Genomic DNA, 20530 nt, shown 5'->3' with positions numbered 1-20530 from the left:
AACAGCGACTGGGTTGATCCCCTTCGTCCCAATGTTCGCCGTTCAACGCCCACTCGGCGGCCGCTCGACGGCGCGTTCTATCGAGATGAACAAATGTCTGAAGTTGGAGATCGCGAAGGGGGCGCTGAGTGTCTGGGAATGGGTCGTATGTGACTGAGCGCCGAGCGAACCTGTCAATTCGACAGCCATCCAGCCTTAGCCAATAACTCCACAGCTTCATCGACCCGCCGCGCCCCGGCCCGCGCCAGCTCGGCGGGATCATCGCCGAGAAGCGCACGCATCTGGGTGGGCACGAATATGAGATCGATGAACTTGTTCGCGACCGGGAGCGCGCGGTCCAGCGCCTCCTTGCGATCCGCCGCTTTGCCAGCGATCGTCGCCGCGACGCGGTGAACCGCTTCATCTCGGCCGATCTGGTCGGCCAACCGCGCGAGTTCGGGCATACGGTGCGCTGTCGCGAGCACGACCCGCATCAACGCGACGACGTCGGGCTTCAGAGCGTGGGTCAGAATGCTTTGGCCGACCGCGCGTAGCCGAGAGTCGATTGGAGCATCGGTCAAAACATCGGCCGCGGGTGCCAACGAGCGCTCAACATTGTCGCGCACGACCGCGGCGAACAACGCCTCCTTGTTGGCGTAGCGCGCGTACAGGCTGGCCTTCCCCGCGCCGGCCTGGACAACGACCTGTTCGCAGCTCGTCGCGTCGAACCCCAGGCGCAGGAACAGGCTTTCCGCCGCGTCGAGGATGCGCCGGTCGACGTCGCCCGCATCCTTGGCGGGTGGCCGACCACCGCGGCCACGGCGCGGGGGTGTTTCGACAGGTTTTGCTTGCATCGCCGGAACCTATAGGCCAACGCCCTGTTTATTCAATCTGAACGGTACCGTTCAGTTAGGAGGTGAACGGATCATGGTCGATCATAATGCAGGCGGCGCGGGCGCCATCGTGGTTTTGGCCGGCGCTACCGGCGACCTTGGCGGGCGCATTACCGCGGCACTTGGGCGGCGCGGCGCGCAGGTTCGTGCGCTCGTGCGAGCCGGCACATCCGAGGCGAAACGCGCGACCTCGCGGGCTGCCGGGGCAAGGCCGATCGAAGCCAATTTCGAGAGTCCGGCGGCGCTGGCATCCGCCTGTGCCGGCGCAGTCTGCGTGGTCTCCGCGCTCAACGGGCTCGCGCCGACTATGCTCGACCTGCAGGGCCGCTTGCTCGACGCTGCGGTCGCCGCGCAGGTGCCGCGTTTCATGCCGTCCGACTTCTCGCTCGACTTCACCAAGACGCGGCCGGGCGACAATCGCAACATGGACTTGCGCCGCGCCTTCCAAGCGAAGATCGACGCGGCGCCGATCCAGGCCACCTCCGTCCTCAACGGCGCGTTCGCGGATCTGTTGACGGGCGAGGCGCCGATCGTGCTGCACAAGCTGCACCGCATCCTCTATTGGGGCAACGCCGACCAGCCGCTCGACTTCACTACCAAGGACGACATCGCCGACTATGCGGCCGACGTGGCGCTCGACGCGCACGCACCCCGCTTCTCGCGGATCGCCGGCGATGTGGTCAGCGCGCGCGATCTTGCCGCGACGATGACGCGGCTGAGCGGTACGCGCTACAAGCTTTTGCGCGCTGGCGGGATCGGGCGCCTCAGTCTTGTCATCAAGATCGCCCGCGCGCTCTCGCCCAAGACCGATGAACCGTTCCCGGCGTGGCAGGGGATGCAATATATGCGCGACATGTCGAGCGGCCGCGGCAAGCTCTCGCCGCTCGACAACGCGCGCTACGGCAAGACCGACTGGACGAGCGCCGATGCGGTGCTTGGCACCACGATCTGACACCCGCGATTAGGATAGCATCATGACCGATATCATCGAACCCTTTCGGCTTGCGGTGCCGCAGTCCGAGCTCGACGACCTGCAGCAGCGCCTGACGCGCATCCGCTGGCCTGCCCCCGAAACGGTGGCCGACACGAGCCAGGGACCGCCGCTTGGGAAGATCCGAGCGCTGATCGACCATTGGCGCGATCACTATGATTGGCGGCGCTGCGAGACGCTGCTCAACGGCTTTGGCCAGTCCCGTACCGAGATCGACGGGCTCGGGATTCATTTCCTGCACATCCGTTCGCCCGAGCCCGACGCGATGCCGATGATCATGACGCATGGCTGGCCCGGCTCGGTGCTGGAGTTTCGCGACGTGATCGGCCCGTTGACCGACCCGGTCGCGCATGGGGGTAGGGCGGCAGACGCCTTCCATCTCGTCATCCCGACGCTCCCGGGTTTCGGTTTTTCCGACAAGCCGACCGAGCCGGGCTGGAACATCGGCCGCACCGCCGACGCGTGGATCACGCTGATGGGACGGCTTGGATACGATCGCTGGGTCGCCCAGGGCGGGGACTGGGGCGCGGGCGTGACGACTGCGCTCGGCCACAAAGCGCCGCCGGGACTGGCCGCGATCCACCTCAACATGGTGATGTTCCAGCCGAGCGAGGCGGAAGTCCGCGATGCGACACCGGCCGAACAAGCGATGCTCGCCTCGGCGCAGCGGTATGACCAGCAATATTCAGGCTATTTCAAGGTGCAGGCCACCCGGCCGCAGTCGATCGGCTTCTCGCTTGCGGACTCGCCCGTGGGCCTGGCGGCCTGGATCTACGCGCTGTTCCAGGACGTCTCGGATAGTAGCGGCGACCCGGAAGCGGTGTTCCGCCTGGACGCGCTGCTGGACGATATAATGCTGTACTGGCTCCCCAATACCGGTGCGAGTTCGGCGCGCTTCTACTGGGAAGCGATGCGCGAAATGATGGCGGGCGGGATGCCGCAGATGCGGATGCAAACGCCGACCGGAATCAGTATGTTTCCCGGCGAGCAGGTGCGCCTGTCGCGTCGCTGGGCAGAAAGCCGCTTCGCGACGCTGCTGCACTTCAACGAACCGGCGCGCGGCGGGCACTTCGCGGCGCTCGAGCAGCCGAGCCTGTTCGTAGGCGAGCTTCGCATGACGTTCAGAAGCATACGCGGAGAGTGAGTTGACGGCCGAAACGCAAATTACGCTCCGGCCGTAAGGTATAGTCGGCGATCAGATCTGCGCGAGCCCGCCGTCGGCGAATACTTCGCTGCCCGTCATGAAGCTGCTGTCCGACGAGGCCAGGAACGCCGCCACGCCGGCGATCTCCGAAGGCGCACCGACATGTCCGATCGGTGTTCCGGCGCCCATCTCGATCATCGCTTCGCGGCCGACCACTTCCTCCGCCAGTTCGGTCAGCATCGGCCCGGGCGAGAGCACGTTGACGCGGATGCCGGTCCCGCGCAGATCCTGCGCCCAGCTGCGCGCGAAATTGCGCACCGCCGCCTTGGTCGCGCTGTAGATGCTGAAGCTCGGGGTTCCCATCGAACCCGTCGTCGAGCCGGTGAGAATGATCGAACCGCCCTTGCCCATCAACGGCAGCGCCGACTGGACGGTAAACAAAACGCCTTTCACGTTTACGTCGAAGGCCCGGTCGTATTGCTCGGGCGTGATCTGGCCGAGCGGCACCAACTCGCCGAACCCGGCATTGGCGACGAGGACATCGAGCGAGCCGCGCTCCGCCTTAACCGTCGCGAACAGCCGTTCGAGGTCGCCAAGATCGGATACGGAGCCTTGCACAGCGCGCGCGTTCGGCCCGAGTTCGGCGACCGCAGTGTTGAGCGGCTCCTGTCGACGCCCGGTGATATAGACGAACGCCCCCTCTTTAATGAAGCGCTTCGCCGTGGCGAGGCCGATGCCCGTCCCGCCGCCCGTGATCACTGCTGTCTTGCCTTCAAGCCTGTTCATGTCGTTTCTCCAGTTTCACACTGGCGTAGAGGTGATGAGCCCCCCACTTATGGACAAGTATGCACCTTTTGGTGAGTAGGCGAAAAAGCGATGGCAGAGTCCGACCCGGTTCCCGGCTTCACCTGCGGCCTCGACGCGACGCTTCGCGTGATCGCGGGAAAGTGGAAGCCGCTCATCATCTATTTTCTGATCCATGGACCGAACCGCTACGGGGCGCTCAAGCGGGCCGTCCGAGGGGTCAGCGACAAGATGCTGATCCAGCAGTTGAAGGAGCTGGAAGCCGATGGCGTCGTCACGCGGAAAGACTATCAGGAAGTGCCGCCGCGCGTGGACTACACCCTAACGCCGCTTGGCCATACCTTGGCCGAGGCGCTAGTCCCCTTGTGCAATTGGGGCTCGGACAACATGGCCGAAGTCACGCGAATCTTTGCTGAAAGGGAGCACTGGCAGGCGAGTTGAATGGATTTCCGCTTGTCGGAGGCCGCCAAAGGCAGTTGAGATGTCGGGTAATGGATCGACAATTGCTTGCCAGTGCTGATCATCTCGAAGGGTCGAGAGACCCTGCCAGATGATCCGTGATCGCTCGGACTTTTGCTGAGGGTCTCGGACCTGCCGGGAAAACCGCATAAACTTCGGCCGGATCGAGCCGGTAGGGCGCAAGCAACTGTGTAAGCTGGCCCGTGCTAAATTCCTCTCCGGCCATGACCCGGGTTGCGAGCGCGATGCCTAGTCCCGATACCGCGGCCGCAAGGACTCCTGGCGCTGAGTTAATCCAAATCTTCGCGGTGACATCGACCGAGGTGACCGCCTGATCACGCGTGAAGCGCCAACTCTCATGGCCAAACAGGCCATGCTGGACGATACAATCGTGCCGAGCGAGATCGGCTGGAGTGGCAGGGGCGCCCCGGGCTGAAAGATAAGTCGGTGCCGCGACTACAAGTCGCTCGACCAGCGCGAGTTTGCGTGCGCCGAAGGTTGAGTCGTCGAGCTGCCCGACGCCCAGGCGAATGGCGACATCGACCCCTTCCGTGATGAGGTTCTGGCGTGCGTCGCTCATGATGATCTCGACCCGAAGATCCGGATGTCGGGCCAGGAACGTCGGCAGCGCCGGAATGACCGCTCGCGTACCGTAGAGCACCGGCATCGCCAGGCGGATCACTCCGTGCAGCGAGTCCACCCCCCGGACTGCCTGCTCGGCCTCTTCCATCTCCGCGACCAGGTGTCTCGCGCGTTCCAGATACAGAGAGCCGGCTTCGGTCAACGACAGGCTGCGGGTAGTACGCAGCAGTAGCGTGGTGCCGAGCCGTGCCTCCAGCGACCCGACGATCCGCGATACCGACGGTTGCGAGAGCTTCAGTTCGCGCGCCGCGCGCGAAAGACTTCCGCTCTCCGCGACGCGGACGAATACGGCCATTTCCCGCCAGTGATCACTCATTCGATATCCGGATATATGTTGTTCAATTTGAAGAGATACACCGAACTTTGCGGATGACCTAGTTCTCATGGTCACGGCGATGCTGCTGCCGTGTGCCACGGTCAAAGGATCACTTTTCTTATTTCGATCAAAATCTACGGCGATCCCGGTTCCGGGAGCCTGCGCCGCGTCACGTCCGCAGCAGCGGTCATGGGCATCGCCATCAAGCGCGAAACCATCGATCTATTCAGGGGCGAGAGCCATACGCCCGATTTTCTGGCGCTGAACCCGCATGGGCTGACGCCGGTGATGGTGGACGGCGATATTGTCCTCTACGAGGCGTCGGCGATCAACCTATATCTCGCGGAGAAGGCAGGCGGCGATCTGCTCGGCGCCTCTACGCGCGAGCGGTATGAGGTGCTTCAATGGATGTTCTGGTCCGGCGAGCAGTGGCGGATTTATTCGACGCTCACGTTCAACGAGCGGATCGGCAAGCGTTTCATGGGCAAGCCCGAGGATACGAGCATTGTCCGGTTGGCGTTCGCCAGCATCCGGGCGGCGGGCGCCGTGCTGGACACGCATTTGGCGGACCGGCGCTTTGTCGTCGGCGATCGCCTAACATTGGCTGACATCGATATCGCGGCACCCTTCTCGCAATGGGAGCGAACGAAGGTGCCGTTCGGCGAATTTCCAAATCTGGTAACATGGCAGCAGCGTCTGCTGGAGACGGTGCCAGGTTGGGCGGACACGAAGCGTGAGGTCGATGCTCGAATGGATGGCGCTTTGCAGATGGCCGGCATCGTATTGTAAGCACTGCCGCATCAGGGCTCGACTAACCCGGCCGTTCCGAAAGCGCGGCCTGGAAACTGCCAGACTGACCTCCGGTCAGTCTCGCTTTGTGAGAAGATGCCGTACGAGGAAGCTCACGGACGGCGCTCCTGCCAACAGCGGTCATCCGTCGCCGACGGCGAGAATGTCAGAAATGTCCGACTTTTCGCCGTTCCGCATCCTCGATACGTCGCTTACGGCGAGCGGATCAGTCTAAATGAATGAATGACCAAAGCTGGGAAGCGAGCAGGGCGGCCTGAACGTCCACTTGTGGGTCTTGCAGCAGGATGCATCGCGGCAGCTAGCGGCCAGATCACGCCCTTCGGTCGTAGGGTATGGACGGTCGATTGTCTGCTTAAACCTACTGCTCGCCGCACCTAAACTCGCTGGGCCGCAATGCCCCCGTCGCTGTACTTTGGCGGCCCTTTCGCCAAGCGACCATCCTGATCGGTGACGGTCATAATCATGATGGCTGCCGTTGGTTGCGAAGTCGGGCATAAGGCGAGTTCGATCCTCGCAAAGCGGTGCACATGGCCAAGTATCTTCAACATTTCCCGAAACCGCTGCTCGACGATCTGGTTGCCGGACGCTGGCTACCGGTGCTTGGCGCCGGTATGTCGATGAACGCCACGCTCCCCCCCGGCGCCAAAATGCCCTTGTGGCCGGACCTTGGTACCGCGCTCGCCGGCGAGATGGCCTCTTATTCAAGCGCCGGTGCGCTCGACTCCATCTCCGCCTACCAGCATGAATATGGCCGCGCCAAGCTCATTGAGCGGCTGACACAGCTGCTTCTGATCAAGCAGGCCGAGCCTGGCGACGCGCACCGTGCCTTTTGCTCGATCCCGTTCGATATCGTCTGCACGACGAACTTCGATTTTCTGCTCGAGCGCCAATATGACGCAATCCCGCGCTACGTATATCCTGTGATCGATGAGGAGCAGCTCTCGATAAACGGCGCCCATGCCGGCACCCAGCTGCTCAAGCTCCATGGCGATCTACGTCATCCCAGTCGGCTGGTCGTGACTGAAGAGGATTATGACGGCTTCCTCTCGCGCTATCCCCTGATCGCAACCTACCTCGCTAATCTGCTCATCACCAACACCGCCGTCTTTATCGGTTACAGCCTAGACGATCCCGATTTCCGGCAGATCTGGACAATCGTTTCCGACCGGCTCGGCAAAACGCGGCGCATGGCCTATGCGATCATGGTTGATGCGAGCAACTCGGACGTCGCGCGTTTCGAGCGACGCGGTGTCAAGATTATCAACCTGCCTGGATCCAAAAGCCGCTATCCCAGCATCCTGGCCGATGCCTTCAACGAGCTGCGCGAGCATATTCGCGACAACGTGATGTCGGTGAGCAAGGTGACCGAGGAGGAACCGCTTCGCGAATTGAGCTTGCCGCGCGATGCACTGACGAGGCTCTGCTTCTTCTCGCTCCCAGTCGAGTTGGTATCGCTCTACCGCAGCCGAGTCTTTCCTCGGGTGGAAGAGCTCGGGTTCGTACCCATTGTTGCCGACGACGTTATTTCACCCGGAAAGAATATCAGCGCGAAGATCGACGCGCTGATCGACCGGTCGTCAGCGATGGTCGTCGAAATGACATCGGCCTGGACACGAGCCGAGTTTGACATCGCGGTCGCGCGCAACCGGTCCGCCGGCCGCGACCGCGCGCACCTGCCAGTGGTCATCGTTGCCAACGACCAAGCGCAGGTGCCGAACCTTAGCGAGCCTTACCCGATCATCTACCGCCTGGGCCTCTCTGACGACGCGCTCGACACCTTCGCAGCCGAGCTTGTGCGTCAGCTTGCATACGCCGCGGACGCTCAGCCAAGTAGGGGCAGCGAGGCCCAGCGCCTGCTCGTCGCACGCGAATACCGCGCGGCCGTCATCGCGGCGATGAGCGGGCTCGAGGTGATCCTTCAAAAATATGTCGGTTCCGCGATCAGCCCGACCATGTCGATCAGCAGTCACCGTCCCCTGCCAATGAGGATGATGCTCGATCACGCGCTAGAGATGGGTTTGATCAGCGAGGTAGAACAGCGGCACATCCGTGAATGGATGGGCGTGCGCAACACCGCAATCCACGAAGGGGAGGCGGTGTCGGCCAAGGTCGCGAAGTCCATCGTCGATGGCGTGAACCGGATCGTCGGCAAGATCACTGGCCAGATATGAGCCTTATTGCCGGCCGGAGCGCTTGATCGGGCACCTTAGTCCCAACGTCGGTCCCAGCGGGCGATCGTCTCTGCGACCCGGCAAGTGGTGCGTTCCACTCTAAGCTCTCAATGCAGGATCTGAAGCCTGGACGACCCACATTAACGAGCGTCCGAAGCTGGGCACCTCACCGAAGCTCCTGAACGGCCGCAATTGGGTCCTCGCGGCAGCGAGGCCATCGGCGGGCGTCGACCAATTCAGGCCATTCGTCGAACCGGTTATGGGCGTCCGCTACTGCCAAAAGCCGCCGGCCGCGCAGAAGAGACCGAACGCACAATCATGCATGAAAGCGAATCATGGTCTCTTGATAATCTACGTCGGAAGCACGCATTATTTTGCGTCGAGGCAATCATCACATTGCGCGGCTACAGCTACGGGCGTCAACTTTTGGCCAGGGACTGTGCGTAGGTCAGGAACGCACCCAAGGCGCTCGGATGATTGCCCAGAGATTGCAATTGACCAAAGGCGTCGCCGTCGCCGGATCGCGCCTTGTCGACGACCGATTGCACTGCGTTGAAGTTGCTCGACGCTTGGGCAACCAGCGCCGCATTGCCTTCCGGATCGGTCTGGCTGCTTACTAATTTGGCGACGCTGTCTTTGTAGTCTTTCAGGACAGACTTCGCGCCCTCATCATTGACGTTGAAGCCTTGCGCTTTGATATTTTAAAATAGCTTGACGAACGGATCCTGAGTGTCCGAGAGCTTCGGATCTTCTTGCCCAAGTTTCGCCGCCTCCGTAGCTCCGTAGGCCACCGTGCTCTCACGGGTCCCGCGGTAGCGGGAGGAGTTCTGCTCTCGGGCGACAGGCTGTCGTAGTACGCGACATACTTCTTTGCCTAGTCGACGCCATCGGTGAAGGTCCCGAATGCCGCCTTCTCGCGGGCGATCATCTGGTCGGAGATAACCCTCCGATCCGCGTCCGCGAGCTTCGGATTGTCGAGCTGGCTGGCGAGATTAGGGGGAGACTGTTTCAGGCTGCTGATCGCCGCGCCATAGATCGCCTCGCCGCTGGACGCCAGGAGGCTGTCTACCGCTTTCTTCGCCGTCGCCGCGCGGGACGCCTGCGTCGTCGAGACCGCGCTGGCCGTGGTCGGGGCCTTGGCACCCGCCCCTTGCTGACTGATCAGTACGGCCGTCGTCGCCGAGACAAGCAAGGGCTGGCTGGTGAGCGACGGTGACGTTGCTGCCCCAACTGTTGTGACATCCGCCCCAAGCTGATCCGTTCGCGCAGGCAAAAGCGGGGCCACGTAGGGCACCGTCGACACAGAACCGATCGCCATAGAACGCGTCCTTTCCAAAGGTCGGCGGGTCCGACCTTTCATTATAGGTGGCGGAAGGGAGCAAACGGCGATTGTCGCGTGTCTCACCACTTGTAATTTTTGCGACAGCGCCCGAGCGGGCGGCGCAACGATGGATGGCCACGTTTGCAAATGTCGGCTTCTGTCGGAGGCTGCCGTTCGACACTTGCGGCAGGAATAACGGCAAAGTCTTAAACCTCGCCCCCACAGCGCTCGCGCTGGCCCGCAGAACGGCGAGCCCTTAGCACGTGAACCGATGTCTGCTCTAGGCGGCGGCAATCGCGCCGCGAATGGCTGGGACTGGGTCTCCACCGCCGAAAAGAGGAGTATAGGCGGTGAGGACCCGCCGTTTTAGCGCCGTACCTTGCTCAGAACCCGCGAAGCGGCGTTGCTCCGAACCGCAAGTTTTCGACCATACCGTAGTGCCGTCGCCGGCGACGACCACCGCAAGGTGAGCGCGATCCCCGCCCCGTCCTCGCCGGCGGCGAACAGGTCTTGGGTCAGTCCAACCCGAAGCGAGTGCGTCGACAGCGCCGCAAGCGCCTCAAACAGCTTATCCTCCGTGATCTCGACCAGCCCTGCGTCCGCCGCGGCTAGCGCGATCCGCCGGTAGATCGCACACACGCCCTGGCGTGTGAGGGGGAACTCGCCGATCGTGTAAGTCACCTTTGCCTGCACCGCAGGCGCTCCACGCAGCCGCTCCTGCCAGTGGCGGGTGTTTCCCGGGATGGACTGATAGGACTGCGGGGGCACCGCGGCGCGCGCACGACGCCGATCGATCCCGACCCGCCGGAACAAAGGGCCATCCTCGATGCCGCTTTGCACCAGCCAAGTCTGCACGCGCCGCATTGTCTCGGGGGACAGCCACGCCCAGCTGCCTTGTCCCTCCTGATCGGTCTTGGAGCGGGGGATGGCGAGCAGCCCCGAGCCATCAGGCTGTGGCTCGAGATGCTTCACCGCGGCGGCGGTGAGCTCGCTGACGCGTAGCCCCGCATCGTACCCGACTGAGAGGAGGGCGGCGTCGCGCAGTCCCTGCGCGTCACCGCCACACGCCTCGAGTAGTGCCGTGATCGTGAAGCCCTTGACCTCACCATGCTCGTCCAGCGCTCCACCAAAGCGCAACGGCGCTGCTTGGCGCTGGACAGCACCTTTACGGCGGCGATTGGCGCGCAGCGCATTTCGGACCATCGGATGATCGGTTGGCAAGCCAGTTTTGTCGCCGAGCCCGACTAATCGGTGCGCGCTGGCGAGCGTCGCCATGCGCCTGGACAGTGTCGCCGGCTTCTTTCCCTGCGCCTCGAGGTGGCGGAGATAGCGCACCAGATCTTCGGGGTCGGCAGGGAGGGGGGCTCGCTTCTCATCGACGCACCACGCGACGAAGCAATCGAGGTCGGCGGCGATCGCCGCCTTTGTGGCGTCGGCCATTGCCTCGAAGGCGATCTCGACGCCGAGTGCGCTTACCGGCGGCATATCCGCCGGGAGCGCAGCCGCGATCGTGCGCAGCAGCCGGGCGTCGACGGGTTCGGCGGAGCCGCGAACGCGACGCTGCGGCGATGCGTTCCCGTCGAGCTGGTGGAGGACGATCTCGCCAGTGTTGCCATTTGCCATGCTGATAGCCTTCGTTCGCGCCGCCGGCTGAGAGCCACCCAGTCCTCAATTCCTGCTTCTGTTGTTACCATAAGCATCGATTATGGAAAGTGCATAATGAGCGGGTAGGGGGGTGCCTAGTGATTCCTTAATCACTAGTGTAGGCTCCGTCGCCATGGAGGAGTCCACCGATTTTTGCCGCTATGGTCAGGCGCTCGGACGCGCCGAGGCGGGCTGGCGATTTGCCTCGCCGGCTTTGCGAAAAGCCGCAGCGTTGACCGCTGTGTCGACGGCTTGGAAGGCATATCGCCGTGACGCCGGCGCCGGCGAGATCGGCCCGGCGCATGCGACAAATGCCGCCATGCCGCTGCTGCGCACAGAGGATCCTCGTCGAGAAGCAGTGCTACTGTGGCTCGCCGATCATGGCGCGCCACCGATCGCCGAGGCCGCCGCCACGATCGCGACGATGGTCGCCGCCACGGAGCGGTTTGGCTCCAAACAACTTCATATGCTCGCGCGCGCGGGTGATGCGCTCGCCGAGGCCGGATTGGCGCGCCGGTCCGCCGTGCTTGGCGATCGAGACGTCGAAGGTTCGGCCATGCAACTCCTGGGTTCGCTCGCAGCCGCGATCGAGCGTCTGCGCGGCGATGCCGATTTTGTCGAAGGCCAAGGCAGTGAGGTTCGCCACGCGCTCCCGCGCGGCACGCTGAATCATTATGTCGCCGCGGAGCCTGCCGGCTGCTGGGCGCTCAATCTTGCCCTGCTGACCTCGAGCGTGCAGCCGTCCCTCGCACTGCCGTCAGCCGGCCTGGTAACCCGCGCGCTGTTTCGGGCTGATCTTGAGGCAGACGAGATCAAGACGCAGCTTATCGAGAACGCGGGAGCTACGTGCAATCGGACCTATGCGACTTTAATTCGTACGGCCGAGCAACTCGCTCGGGGGCGCGACGCTCTCGCTCATCTGTCGCGGAACGCCCGTGCACGGGACGCTTGGCTGCTAGTCGCCGCGCTCGGCGCATGTACGCGCGCGCAGCTGCGAAGGGCGCTTGACGTGTCCCGGGCTGGCGCGGATATTCAAGCACATGCGCTTGCCGATGCGGGGCTGGTCGCGCTTGGCGCTGGGGGTTTGGTTACATGGAGCGAATTCTCAGCGTCTCCGCCTGGGGCGCCGGCGCCGATCGATCAGGGCCCGCTTGCCAATGCAGTCTCGGATCTCGACGCGAGCATGGCCGAGATTGATCGGCTGCTAGCTCGCGCCGCTACCTGAAATCGTTGGCTGCCAGCGGCTTGCTCGGCGAAGTGGCGTCGCTACCGACGCGGCAATAGCCAACGCCGATCCGTCGCGGGGCACTCGCCCGCTTTGTCAGCGCGCGCTGGATGAACCGTGATGCCGCGGCCTCGCTCTCGAAGGAGACAGTCAAACCTGCAAGGCGTTTACCAATGCGGCCCCATCGCAGGGCTACTATGACATGGCCGAATAAATCCCGCGTTGCGTCGATCTGGTAGGCTCGCGCGATGTTACGGCGTTCGTCGACCGCTTCCAGCTCGCACCGGTGGTCGATCAGCTGAGTGGGATATTCGAACATGAGGGGAACATGGCAGCGGACAGGCGACGGCGTCCAACCGGGAATTTGAATCAGTCTTGGGTGGGTGATTCACTCAGGCGATATTTCCGATACGATCACGGCGACTGCACTATCCGCTACGGCGGCATAGCCAGAACGAGGTTCCCTGGCGCGCGCATTGACGTCTGCCTTGATTACAAAAGCCTCAGCCGCCTCCGCCATCTCGTCCCAGCGCATCGCGGAGCGCTCGCGCTGCTGGCGGCGCTGCGGCAAGGATTCGCTTAGGGCGGCTGCCCACTCTGCGTCTGCCAGCTGCCGGAGCCGCTGAGCGTTGTTGTTCGATGGCTCGCTGCGGGTTAAAGACTTGTTTCGGTCCGGATGCCAGCCGCCCATGTATCCCGTTCCTCTCAATTGCAGCGATTCGGCAGCAGCGCCTAGCAAATCTATTCGACGGGTGCCCGATCGAACAGAGCAGTCAGTCGATTGTCCGTCGTTAAGGCAAAGACAACGATCTTACCGCATCACGCGGGGCGGTCGGCAAGTTCCCCTTCCAGGATCAGGATTGCGGCCTCAAGCGCGCGGAATTGTGGCCCTTATAGATTCTTACGCGCGCGCCGCACCTCTCAAAGAAGCTCCGTCCTTCAGCTCAGGCTATCCCTGTACACTGGATGGCCACGCAAGCGCCGAGCGCTCGTGGCAGCGTTTTCAACGTTTTCGACGATTTGATGCGGATAAACTCATCGGGCTTAATTAGGTGCTCGGTGACCTGCTTCCTAGGGTCAGGACCCATAAACGGTATTCCCTTGGCGGCGCGAATGTGATTCAGGCTCGGCGACAGCGGGAGCGTGAGTTTGAGCGAGTTCTGGTTGAGTGAAGAGCAGTTCGAGCGGCTACGGCCGTTGCTGCCGGACAAGGTTCGAGGGGTTGCGCGGGTTGATGACCGGCGTGTGATCAGCGGCATCATCCATGTGGTGAGATCGGGCGGTCGCTGGGTCGATGCACCGGCCTGCTACGGTTCGAGAAAGACGCTCTACAACCGGTTCGTCCGGTGGGCGGCGAAAGGCATCTGGCAAGAGATCTTCGTCACGCTGGCGGCAGCGGGTGGACCGCCTGCCGAAGTTCTGATCGACAGCACGCATATGAAGGCCCACCGCTCAGCGGGCGGCGGAAAAGGGGGGCGCTCGTCCAGGCGATCGGGATCAGCCGAGGTGGTCGCAACAGCAAGCTTCACGCGCTCACCGACGGCGAAGGTCGCCCGCTCCGCTTCCTGCTGACCGGTGGTAACGTCGCCGACTGCCGTGCTGCCGATGTCCTGCTCGACGATCTCGCGCCGCGCACCATCGTCTTGGCGGACAAGGCATATGACAGCAACGCGATCCGCGACCTGATCGAGCGCCAGGGTGCCGTGCCCAACATCCCCTCCAAGGCGAACCGGCGCTGGAAAAGCTGCTTCTCGCGCTCGCTCTATAAAGGCCGAAACGCGGTCGAGCGCATGTTCTGCCGCCTGAAGGATTATCGCCGCATCGCTACGCGCTACGACAAGCTCGCCACAAACTTCCTCGGCGCGATCTACCTCGTGGCAGCCGTTACCTGGTGGTTATGAGTCCTGACCCTAGAATTCATGCCATTGGTAAGTTAGCTCTTCAGATGGCGGCGAGCTCCAGCGAGGCCTATTTGGATGATCAGATCATCAGCGTGCTGTGCGATCACGAGGCTGGCGTGAAGATCGCCGACCCGTGCCGAAAGCACGGGATCAGCGATGCGATCTTTTTCAACTGGAAGTCCATGTAGGGCGGCCCGACGGGGTCCGATGCGGCGCGGTTGCGGGCGCTCGACAACGAGAACTTGCGACTGAAGGAAGCTGTGAGCGGGGTCGATGCTGGACGTGTCGGCGTTAAATGGCTTTGCTGGGGAAAAACCGGCCCGGTCTGCGGAGCGTTACGCTGCGGTGGATAAGCTGAGGGCCGTTCAAGGCTTTTCAGCCCGGCTAATCGGGCTCAACTGTTCGGCGTAGTCCCACGCGCGCTCTGCGATCGGGATTAGCCGCGACACTATTGCCTCTGCCTTCGCGCTTGATGCATTGCCTTCGATCTGCCGTTTCTTAATGCCCTGAACGATGCCGACTAATCGGAATAGATTATACGAGAAATACCAGTTGAGATCGGGCACCCGGTCCCGACCCGTAGCAGCACAGTAACGCGCAACGGCGTCCTCCATCGTCGGCAGGTTAAGACTGGCCAGATCGAGCCCGGAAAGTCCCGGCCCGCCGTCCGCCGTCATTGACCAGTTTATCACGAGATAGACGAAATCCGCCAGCGGATCACCGATTGTTGCGAGTTCCCAGTCGAGGACTGCCGCGACCTGAGGCCGGTCGAATGCATATATCAGATTGTCGATTCGGTAGTCACCGTGGATAACCGATGTCCGCCCCTGCTCAGGCACGGTGCGTGGTAACCACTCAATCAGTCTTTCGATTACCGGAATATCGTCGGTCTGCGCCGCACGATATTGCTTCGTCCAGCGATCGATCTGCCGCACAAAATAGTTTCCAGTCCGCCCGAAGCCACCAAGGCCGATCGTAGCGGGATCGATTGCGTGCAGCTTTGCCAACGTATCGATCATTGCGTCGTAGATTGGGCGCCGCTCAGCCGGCGCGACATTTGGCAGCGCACCATTCCAGAATATGCGGCCTTCTACCATCTCCATGACATAGAAGATTGATCCGATCACTGCTGTGTCTTCGCATAGCGCGAATGGACGGGGCACTGGGAAGCCGGTGGCGTGCAGCGCCGAGATAAGCCGATATTCTCGGTCGACGGCGTGGGCGGACGGCAAAAGCACCCCGAACGGTTTGCGGCGCACCACATACGCACCACTTTCCGCATCGATCCGGTATGTCGGATTGGATTGACCGCCGGGAAACTTTGCGACCGCAATCGGTCCGGCGAACCCTTCGGCGTTTGCTTCCAGCCAGCGCAACAGCGCGATTTCATCTAGATCGACAGTGCTGCTTATCATCGCTTCAGGTGCATCGCGGCCTGAAGCGCGTTGCGCCCGAATTGGGCGTTGGCAATGGCGCGGGCATGTCCCTCGCCCAAGGCGTTGAAGCGCCTTAGTTTGCCAATTCCCGATGTCACCCGCGGAGCGCCGCGCGCAAAATTTTGCCGACCGCCGATTTCGGGAGTTCAACTCGCGTCACAAATTCTCGAGGCACTTTGTAGGCAGCAAGCGAGGCCCTACAATGCCGATCGAGCTCTCCGACAGAAGGAGGTGGGTTACGCAAGACAACAAAAGCCTTCACGGATTCGCCGGTGTGATCGTCCGGCACACCGATCACCGCCGCCTCCGCTACACCGGGGTGGCTGGTCAACACAGCCTCGACCTCGTTTGGATAGACGTTGAATCCCGACACAAGCACCATGTCCTTGGTGCGGTCCCGGATTACGATCATACCGGATGCCTCGAACGCGGCGACGTCGCCGGTGCGCAACCATCCGCCGTCAAAGCTCTTCGACATCTCGGCCTCGCCACCAAGATAGGCTGGCGCGACCTGCGGCCCGCGGACGAGCAATTCCCCGGACTCGCCGATCGGCACATCGCGCCCCTGCTTGTCGACGATCCGAATGTCCGTTCCGGGAACGGGTAGGCCAACCGATCCGCTGCGGTGCGCGGCCGTCGGGGGATTGCAGCTGACGATGCCGGTCGTCTCGGTAAGGCCGTAGCCCTCGAGTACGGGCCCGACGAGCTGTTCCCAGTCAGCCGCAACGGATTGTCGAAGCGCAGCGCCACCAGCGATCGCGAAGCGCAAGCGCGGGGGCTTTTCCCGAAACCAGGGTTCTGCCAGCAGGCCAGCATAGAGCGTGTCCACGCCCGCCATCCAGTCGATCTTAAATTTCTCGAAAGCCGATCGAAGGTTCGACACCGGACGCGCAAGCGGCACGATCACGTTTTGCGTGCCGGCCTCTACGTAGACCAGCATGCCGAACAGGAAGGCAAAGATGTGGTAAAGTGGGAGTGCGGTCAAGGCGGTGCCTCGCTCAATCGGCGAGCCAAATTCTTTAAAGAAGTCGCGCACGATTGCGGCAGTTGCTAACAGGTTTGCGGCAGTAATTACTGCCCCCTTGCTGCGCCCGGTCGTGCCTCCGGTGTATTGGTAGAGCGCAACGGTGCTTCGCCGCCCAGATGGAATATCGGTAGACGCTAGAGCCGCGTTCAATGTCCATCGGTTTTGCGCGCCGTCTGAGGCATTGGCCGCATCATCACGCCCGGAAGGCGTAGCATTTCGATCCAGCAATATAGCGGCACCAACTGTGACGACTACCATTCCGAGCAGATCACCCCCCAGTTGATCGGCCATGGCGCCTTCCGTCACAATCACCCTGGCACCGCTGTCGCGAAGTTGGTGGCTCGTTTCGACAGCTGTGTAAAACGGGTTAACCGGAGTGACGATCAACCCGGCTTTCCAAGCGCCGAAAATGACGATTGGAAATGCTAGGCCATTGGGAATCTTGACGGCAAGCACGTCGCCAGCCGACATGTTCAGATCTGTCTCAAGGAAACCAGCAAAGGCATCGGACAGTCGTACGACGTCGACAAAAGTCAGGCTTTCGGTCGTGCCATCGGGATGTGCGACCGTGAAGGCGGGAAGTGCGCCGAAGCGCTCTGCCGCATGGGTGAGCAGATCAGCAGGATGATCGACACTCGTCGTGACGTCCAGCTGGTAACCCCGCAGATGCGCGGGATACAGCTTCTCCCAGGGGCGAGATAGGATGTGATCGGTCATGCTGTCCTACCCTCAACGCGCTGGGGCTCATGCACACGGTAGCCACCACGCACCAACTGCAAAACGATCAATCCGGCAACCAGCAGACCTGAGATTGGCAGCAGCCCGGCCCTCTGCGATCCTGTTGCCGCAGTAGCGAGCTGAACCATCAACGGGCCGAGCCACATCGTCGCCGTCCCTGCGATGACAAACAGTCCGAAAAAGATGCCGACCTTATGGGCGGGCACGACGCGCGTAAGCATTGTGCGGCTGGAAGCGTAGGCAGCCGTCACAGTAACCGCTCCCAGCATGCCGCACGCGAGCAAGCCAAGTTCGGGCGCGGTACGAAACATCGGGCCACTCCAGATCGGTGCATGCGTTTCGATATCGAACGGCTGATAAAACAGAAGCGCCTTCGTGTTGCCGAGTGAGAGCAGCTGCGATGCTACCACACCGCAGATCTCCAGCGTCAGGGCGCGCTTGGGACCGATGCGCTGATCGAGCCAACCGGCAAGCAGACCCCCGCCGACTGCGAACACGCAAAGGATCATGCCGTAGGCGAGCAGCTCGAGCGTCTGCCATCCCATGATGCCGGCCGCATAGACGCCGGTAAAAATCAGAATTCCGGTTAGCCCATCAGTGAAGAGCATCCTGGCCCCAAGATAGACAAGCGCGTCGCGATGCCCTCGCGCTTCGAGAACAAGCTCTTTCAGATCGGCAATCGCAAGCCGGGTTGCTGCACCGATGCGAATGCCGGTTTTCTCGACGTCTGGCACGAAGAAGAGCAGCGGCAGCGTACCTAAGGCCAGCGCAATTGCGGCCAACACGGGCACGATCCGGTCCTGTTGGTGGCTGGCGACGTCCAGTCCGAACAATGGTGCTGTCGGCACGAAACCCCAAGTGACCTTACCAGGCAGCGCAAACCCCCATAAAACGAACGCGAGCATGGCAACAGATACGAAGTTGCCGCACGCCAATGCCAGACCGGAAGCAGCGCCGGCCTTCCCCATTCCCGCTGCCGGCAATAGCAGTGCGTTATGGAGCGTTTCGGTATAAGCGAACAAAACCGATAGCGCGGCGAGCACCGCGATAATTGTGCTGATGCCAAGTCCCGCACCCCCGGGAAGGGCCCACCAGAGCGCTGCCATCAGCGGGATCATCAATGCGACCGTAGCGCCAAGCCAAGGCTTACGCGGCCCCATCCGGTCCACCACCGCGCCAAGGAGTGGAGCCGTCAGCGCGACAATCCAGCCGGCATATTTGGCGCCGCCTGCGACAAGCGCCTGACCATGCACAGGATCGGCCACCACGCTCGTCACGATGTAGGGCACAAAGACGTAGATGGTGACGAGAATGATGTATGGATCCCGGCCGCCTTGGAACAATGCCCAGAACCATGCAGATCTTCCCAGCCCGCGTACGGGAGGCTCAATGGTAGGCGTCATGTTTCGGCCTCTTCGCTTAGGAGCCAGCTCAAAGCGTCGGACTCGTCGACGAACAGGCGCTGATTAGGAATAGCGATGCGTTCCACCTGTCGTTTAAAAAGCGTGCTTGAGAGCACTGTTGCAAGCCGGCGCGGAAGCAGTCCCTCGCGGTGCATGCGGGCTTTAAATTCGACGATGACATTCTGCGACTGTGCGTTCAGCTCACGGGCGTCCACGAGTGCAATAAGGCTGCCGCGACGGCAGCCCGCGGACAACATCCCCGCCGCCGCGACGCCAACCGCCTGTTCGTAGCGATCGACCGTTTCGGTCATCCAGTGGCCGCGCATCGTCACGTGCAACAGACTTCGACTTGCATCGATCATAATATCGAAGTGCTCAGCGTGCATGCGTTCGCCTCACGAACCGGCAAGGACGGCCTGTACCAATCCAGCCGCCTTTGCATACGGCGCGTAGAAGACATCGATCAGATCCCCCTCGCCGCGTACGACCACGCCGCGCGGGTTGGAGAACTCGCGAAACCCTTCGATGCCGTGATGACGCCCCATGCCGCTCATCCCCGAGCCGCCAAACCCCATCGATGGAAGAGCGCTTTGGATCGCGCATGTGTTGACCGCCGCCCCGCCGGAATGCGTCGACGCAAGGACATGGTTGGTCAGTACCGCGTCATCCCCGAAAACGTACAGCCCAAGCGGTCGCTCGCCGACGTTGATCGCCCCGAGCGCATCCTCCAGATCGTCATACGGTACGACCGGCAGGATCGGGCCAAAGATCTCCTCCTGCATGATCCGTAGGTCCCGCGATGGATCGATCGCCAACGACATCGGCATGCGCCGCGTCTCTAAGTCGATCTGGCCGTCTTCCTCGAGCGTCACAATGCGACACTGAGAGGCACGTGCCTCGTCCAACATGTCCTCGATACGCTGCAGGTGCCGCGGCGAGATCATGCCGGTGCATTCCTCACCGCGCGAATAGTTGGGCGCCGCCCGGGACATGAAGCTCGCGGCGTGCGCGACGAAGGTATCGAGGTCCGCTCTCGGCACCAGCGCGTAATCGACGGATACGCACATCTGCCCGCTCTTAATGATCTTCGTGCCGATGACCGATTCAACATTAATTTCGGTGACGGAACCTGGCGTCATGATGGCGGGGCACTTGCCACCCAGTTCGAGCGTGACGGGCGTGAGGTTGGCGGCCGCTGCCTGCATCACCTGTCGACCAACCGCTGGACTTCCAGTGTAGAGCAAATGGTCCCACGGCATCGAGGAGAAGGCGCGCGCGAGTTCGAGGCCGCCGACAGCGACTGTGACCAGGTCCGGATCGAACGTTGCGGCCACCATTTCGGCAAGCAGGTCTGCGCAGGCCGGTGTGAACTCTGATGGCTTTACGATCACCCGGTTGCCGGCAGCCAGCATGTCGACCATCGGTCCTACTGATAGATCGAACGGGAAGTTCCAGGGAACGATGTTCCCAATGACGCCCTTGGGCTGGTATTCGATGTAGGCCGTGGCCGTCCCGAGCATCGCCGGATCGGTGTGACGCGCGCTGGCCGCCATCCACTCTTCGAGATGCTCGAGGACGTGCTGCGCACGGCCGACGACGCCAAGCACCTTATGAGGTCGGAGGCAG

20 protein-coding genes and 1 pseudogene are annotated in these 20530 nt (G+C 62.2%); 9 read left to right on the top strand and 12 right to left on the bottom strand.

The genetic code is table 11. From position 1 onward, the window contains the following. Nucleotides 1-173 precede the first annotated feature (173 nt). Nucleotides 174-833, bottom strand: coding sequence for a TetR/AcrR family transcriptional regulator (locus RI03_RS19995; RefSeq protein ID WP_010219496.1), 660 nt, complete (start codon nucleotides 831-833; stop codon nucleotides 174-176). A 73-nt stretch (nucleotides 834-906) separates the two neighbouring features. Between RI03_RS19995 and RI03_RS19990 the strand changes: the two genes are divergently transcribed. Together RI03_RS19990 and RI03_RS19985 are read left to right on the top strand one after the other, a co-directional pair. Then, a complete protein-coding gene (locus RI03_RS19990; RefSeq protein WP_010219495.1) occupies nucleotides 907-1824 on the top strand; it encodes an NmrA family NAD(P)-binding protein in 918 nt (305 codons plus the stop codon). A 22-nt stretch (nucleotides 1825-1846) separates the two neighbouring features. Further along, on the top strand, nucleotides 1847-3007 hold the full coding sequence (locus tag RI03_RS19985) for an epoxide hydrolase family protein (protein ID WP_010219494.1): 1161 nt from the start codon (nucleotides 1847-1849) through the stop codon (nucleotides 3005-3007). 51 nt (nucleotides 3008-3058) lie between these two features. Here the strand turns inward: RI03_RS19985 and RI03_RS19980 are convergent, their stop codons facing one another. After that, nucleotides 3059-3793 carry an SDR family NAD(P)-dependent oxidoreductase gene (locus tag RI03_RS19980; protein WP_010219493.1) on the bottom strand — a complete coding sequence of 245 codons (735 nt, stop codon included), beginning with the start codon at nucleotides 3791-3793 and terminating at the stop codon, nucleotides 3059-3061. A 90-nt stretch (nucleotides 3794-3883) separates the two neighbouring features. On the opposite strand from RI03_RS19980, the gene RI03_RS19975 reads away from it, so the two are divergent. Next, the gene (locus RI03_RS19975) at nucleotides 3884-4252 is read left to right on the top strand and encodes a winged helix-turn-helix transcriptional regulator (RefSeq protein ID WP_010219492.1); all 369 of its coding nucleotides are present in this window, start codon (nucleotides 3884-3886) and stop codon (nucleotides 4250-4252) included. Between the two features lie 79 nt (nucleotides 4253-4331). On the opposite strand, the gene RI03_RS19970 is transcribed toward RI03_RS19975, so the two are convergent. Next, nucleotides 4332-5228 (bottom strand): LysR family transcriptional regulator, encoded by an 897-nt coding sequence (locus tag RI03_RS19970; protein WP_026046906.1) that lies wholly within the window; start codon nucleotides 5226-5228, stop codon nucleotides 4332-4334. A 90-nt stretch (nucleotides 5229-5318) separates the two neighbouring features. Between RI03_RS19970 and RI03_RS19965 the strand changes: the two genes are divergently transcribed. After that, nucleotides 5319-6017 carry a glutathione S-transferase family protein gene (locus tag RI03_RS19965; RefSeq protein WP_202949387.1) on the top strand — a complete coding sequence of 233 codons (699 nt, stop codon included), beginning with the start codon at nucleotides 5319-5321 and terminating at the stop codon, nucleotides 6015-6017. 548 nt (nucleotides 6018-6565) lie between these two features. Continuing rightward, on the top strand, nucleotides 6566-8209 hold the full coding sequence (locus tag RI03_RS19960) for an SIR2 family NAD-dependent protein deacylase (RefSeq protein WP_010219488.1): 1644 nt from the start codon (nucleotides 6566-6568) through the stop codon (nucleotides 8207-8209). Nucleotides 8210-9083: 874 nt separating this feature from the next. Here the strand turns inward: RI03_RS19960 and RI03_RS19955 are convergent. Continuing rightward, on the bottom strand, nucleotides 9084-9527 hold the full coding sequence (locus RI03_RS19955) for a hypothetical protein (protein WP_010219487.1): 444 nt from the start codon (nucleotides 9525-9527) through the stop codon (nucleotides 9084-9086). A gap of 369 nt (nucleotides 9528-9896) precedes the next feature. Continuing rightward, entirely contained in the window at nucleotides 9897-11153 is a 1257-nt protein-coding gene (locus tag RI03_RS19950; protein WP_010219486.1) for a site-specific integrase, read from the bottom strand. Nucleotides 11154-11307: 154 nt separating this feature from the next. Here RI03_RS19950 and RI03_RS19945 point away from each other — a divergent pair, with 154 nt between their 5' ends. Beyond that, nucleotides 11308-12399, top strand: a complete 1092-nt coding sequence (locus tag RI03_RS19945) for a hypothetical protein (protein ID WP_010219485.1) — start codon at nucleotides 11308-11310, stop codon at nucleotides 12397-12399. On the opposite strand, the gene RI03_RS19940 is transcribed toward RI03_RS19945, so the two are convergent. Continuing rightward, a complete protein-coding gene (locus RI03_RS19940) occupies nucleotides 12392-12718 on the bottom strand; it encodes a WGR domain-containing protein (protein ID WP_010219484.1) in 327 nt (108 codons plus the stop codon). The genes RI03_RS19945 and RI03_RS19940 overlap by 8 nt on opposite strands. 69 nt (nucleotides 12719-12787) lie before the next feature. Then, nucleotides 12788-13090: a hypothetical protein gene (locus RI03_RS19935; RefSeq protein ID WP_010219483.1), complete on the bottom strand. Its 303-nt coding sequence runs from the start codon at nucleotides 13088-13090 to the stop codon at nucleotides 12788-12790. Nucleotides 13091-13542: 452 nt separating this feature from the next. Between RI03_RS19935 and RI03_RS24910 the strand changes: the two are divergent. From RI03_RS24910 to RI03_RS23825, 3 genes and pseudogenes are all read left to right on the top strand, one after another. Next, nucleotides 13543-13719 (top strand): annotated as a pseudogene (locus tag RI03_RS24910) (transposase); the annotation flags it as partial. Between the two features lie 26 nt (nucleotides 13720-13745). Continuing rightward, a complete protein-coding gene (locus RI03_RS23075; RefSeq protein WP_010219481.1) occupies nucleotides 13746-14300 on the top strand; it encodes an IS5 family transposase in 555 nt (184 codons plus the stop codon). Nucleotides 14301-14344: 44 nt separating this feature from the next. Then, on the top strand, nucleotides 14345-14488 hold the full coding sequence (locus tag RI03_RS23825) for an IS3 family transposase (RefSeq protein WP_010219480.1): 144 nt from the start codon (nucleotides 14345-14347) through the stop codon (nucleotides 14486-14488). 177 nt (nucleotides 14489-14665) lie between these two features. Here RI03_RS23825 and RI03_RS19920 read toward each other — a convergent pair whose 3' ends face one another. The 5 genes from RI03_RS19920 to RI03_RS19900 form a co-directional block, all read right to left on the bottom strand. Further along, complete coding sequence (locus tag RI03_RS19920; protein ID WP_010219479.1) at nucleotides 14666-15715, bottom strand: phosphotransferase family protein; 1050 nt, start codon at nucleotides 15713-15715, stop codon at nucleotides 14666-14668. A gap of 115 nt (nucleotides 15716-15830) precedes the next feature. Further along, entirely contained in the window at nucleotides 15831-17480 is a 1650-nt protein-coding gene (locus RI03_RS19915) for an AMP-binding protein (protein WP_010219477.1), read from the bottom strand. Beyond that, a complete protein-coding gene (locus tag RI03_RS19910; protein WP_026046903.1) occupies nucleotides 17477-18904 on the bottom strand; it encodes an MFS transporter in 1428 nt (475 codons plus the stop codon). The genes RI03_RS19915 and RI03_RS19910 overlap by 4 nt, the downstream gene beginning before the upstream one ends. Continuing rightward, nucleotides 18901-19290 carry a hypothetical protein gene (locus tag RI03_RS19905; protein ID WP_010219475.1) on the bottom strand — a complete coding sequence of 130 codons (390 nt, stop codon included), beginning with the start codon at nucleotides 19288-19290 and terminating at the stop codon, nucleotides 18901-18903. The genes RI03_RS19910 and RI03_RS19905 overlap by 4 nt, the downstream gene beginning before the upstream one ends. A gap of 9 nt (nucleotides 19291-19299) precedes the next feature. Further along, nucleotides 19300-20511, bottom strand: coding sequence for an aldehyde dehydrogenase family protein (locus RI03_RS19900; RefSeq protein WP_010219474.1), 1212 nt, complete (start codon nucleotides 20509-20511; stop codon nucleotides 19300-19302). Nucleotides 20512-20530: the final 19 nt, after the last annotated feature.

Source organism: Sphingomonas sp. PAMC 26621, from assembly GCF_000251145.1.
GTDB lineage: Bacteria > Pseudomonadota > Alphaproteobacteria > Sphingomonadales > Sphingomonadaceae > Sphingomonas.
Note: the sequence above shows the minus strand (reverse complement) of the source record. Positions and strands in the feature narration are given on the sequence as shown.

Coding starts and splice junctions, on each gene's coding strand:
- RI03_RS19995 (WP_010219496.1), bottom strand. CDS start 833: ATGCAAGCAAAACCTGTCGAAACACCCCCGCGCCGTGGCCGCGGTGGT.
- RI03_RS19990 (WP_010219495.1), top strand. CDS start 907: ATGGTCGATCATAATGCAGGCGGCGCGGGCGCCATCGTGGTTTTGGCC.
- RI03_RS19985 (WP_010219494.1), top strand. CDS start 1,847: ATGACCGATATCATCGAACCCTTTCGGCTTGCGGTGCCGCAGTCCGAG.
- RI03_RS19980 (WP_010219493.1), bottom strand. CDS start 3,793: ATGAACAGGCTTGAAGGCAAGACAGCAGTGATCACGGGCGGCGGGACG.
- RI03_RS19975 (WP_010219492.1), top strand. CDS start 3,884: ATGGCAGAGTCCGACCCGGTTCCCGGCTTCACCTGCGGCCTCGACGCG.
- RI03_RS19970 (WP_026046906.1), bottom strand. CDS start 5,228: ATGAGTGATCACTGGCGGGAAATGGCCGTATTCGTCCGCGTCGCGGAG.
- RI03_RS19960 (WP_010219488.1), top strand. CDS start 6,566: ATGGCCAAGTATCTTCAACATTTCCCGAAACCGCTGCTCGACGATCTG.
- RI03_RS19955 (WP_010219487.1), bottom strand. CDS start 9,527: ATGGCGATCGGTTCTGTGTCGACGGTGCCCTACGTGGCCCCGCTTTTG.
- RI03_RS19950 (WP_010219486.1), bottom strand. CDS start 11,153: ATGGCAAATGGCAACACTGGCGAGATCGTCCTCCACCAGCTCGACGGG.
- RI03_RS19945 (WP_010219485.1), top strand. CDS start 11,308: ATGGAGGAGTCCACCGATTTTTGCCGCTATGGTCAGGCGCTCGGACGC.
- RI03_RS19940 (WP_010219484.1), bottom strand. CDS start 12,718: ATGTTCGAATATCCCACTCAGCTGATCGACCACCGGTGCGAGCTGGAA.
- RI03_RS19935 (WP_010219483.1), bottom strand. CDS start 13,090: ATGGGCGGCTGGCATCCGGACCGAAACAAGTCTTTAACCCGCAGCGAG.
- RI03_RS23825 (WP_010219480.1), top strand. CDS start 14,345: ATGGCGGCGAGCTCCAGCGAGGCCTATTTGGATGATCAGATCATCAGC.
- RI03_RS19920 (WP_010219479.1), bottom strand. CDS start 15,715: ATGATAAGCAGCACTGTCGATCTAGATGAAATCGCGCTGTTGCGCTGG.
- RI03_RS19915 (WP_010219477.1), bottom strand. CDS start 17,480: ATGACCGATCACATCCTATCTCGCCCCTGGGAGAAGCTGTATCCCGCG.
- RI03_RS19910 (WP_026046903.1), bottom strand. CDS start 18,904: ATGACGCCTACCATTGAGCCTCCCGTACGCGGGCTGGGAAGATCTGCA.
- RI03_RS19905 (WP_010219475.1), bottom strand. CDS start 19,290: ATGCACGCTGAGCACTTCGATATTATGATCGATGCAAGTCGAAGTCTG.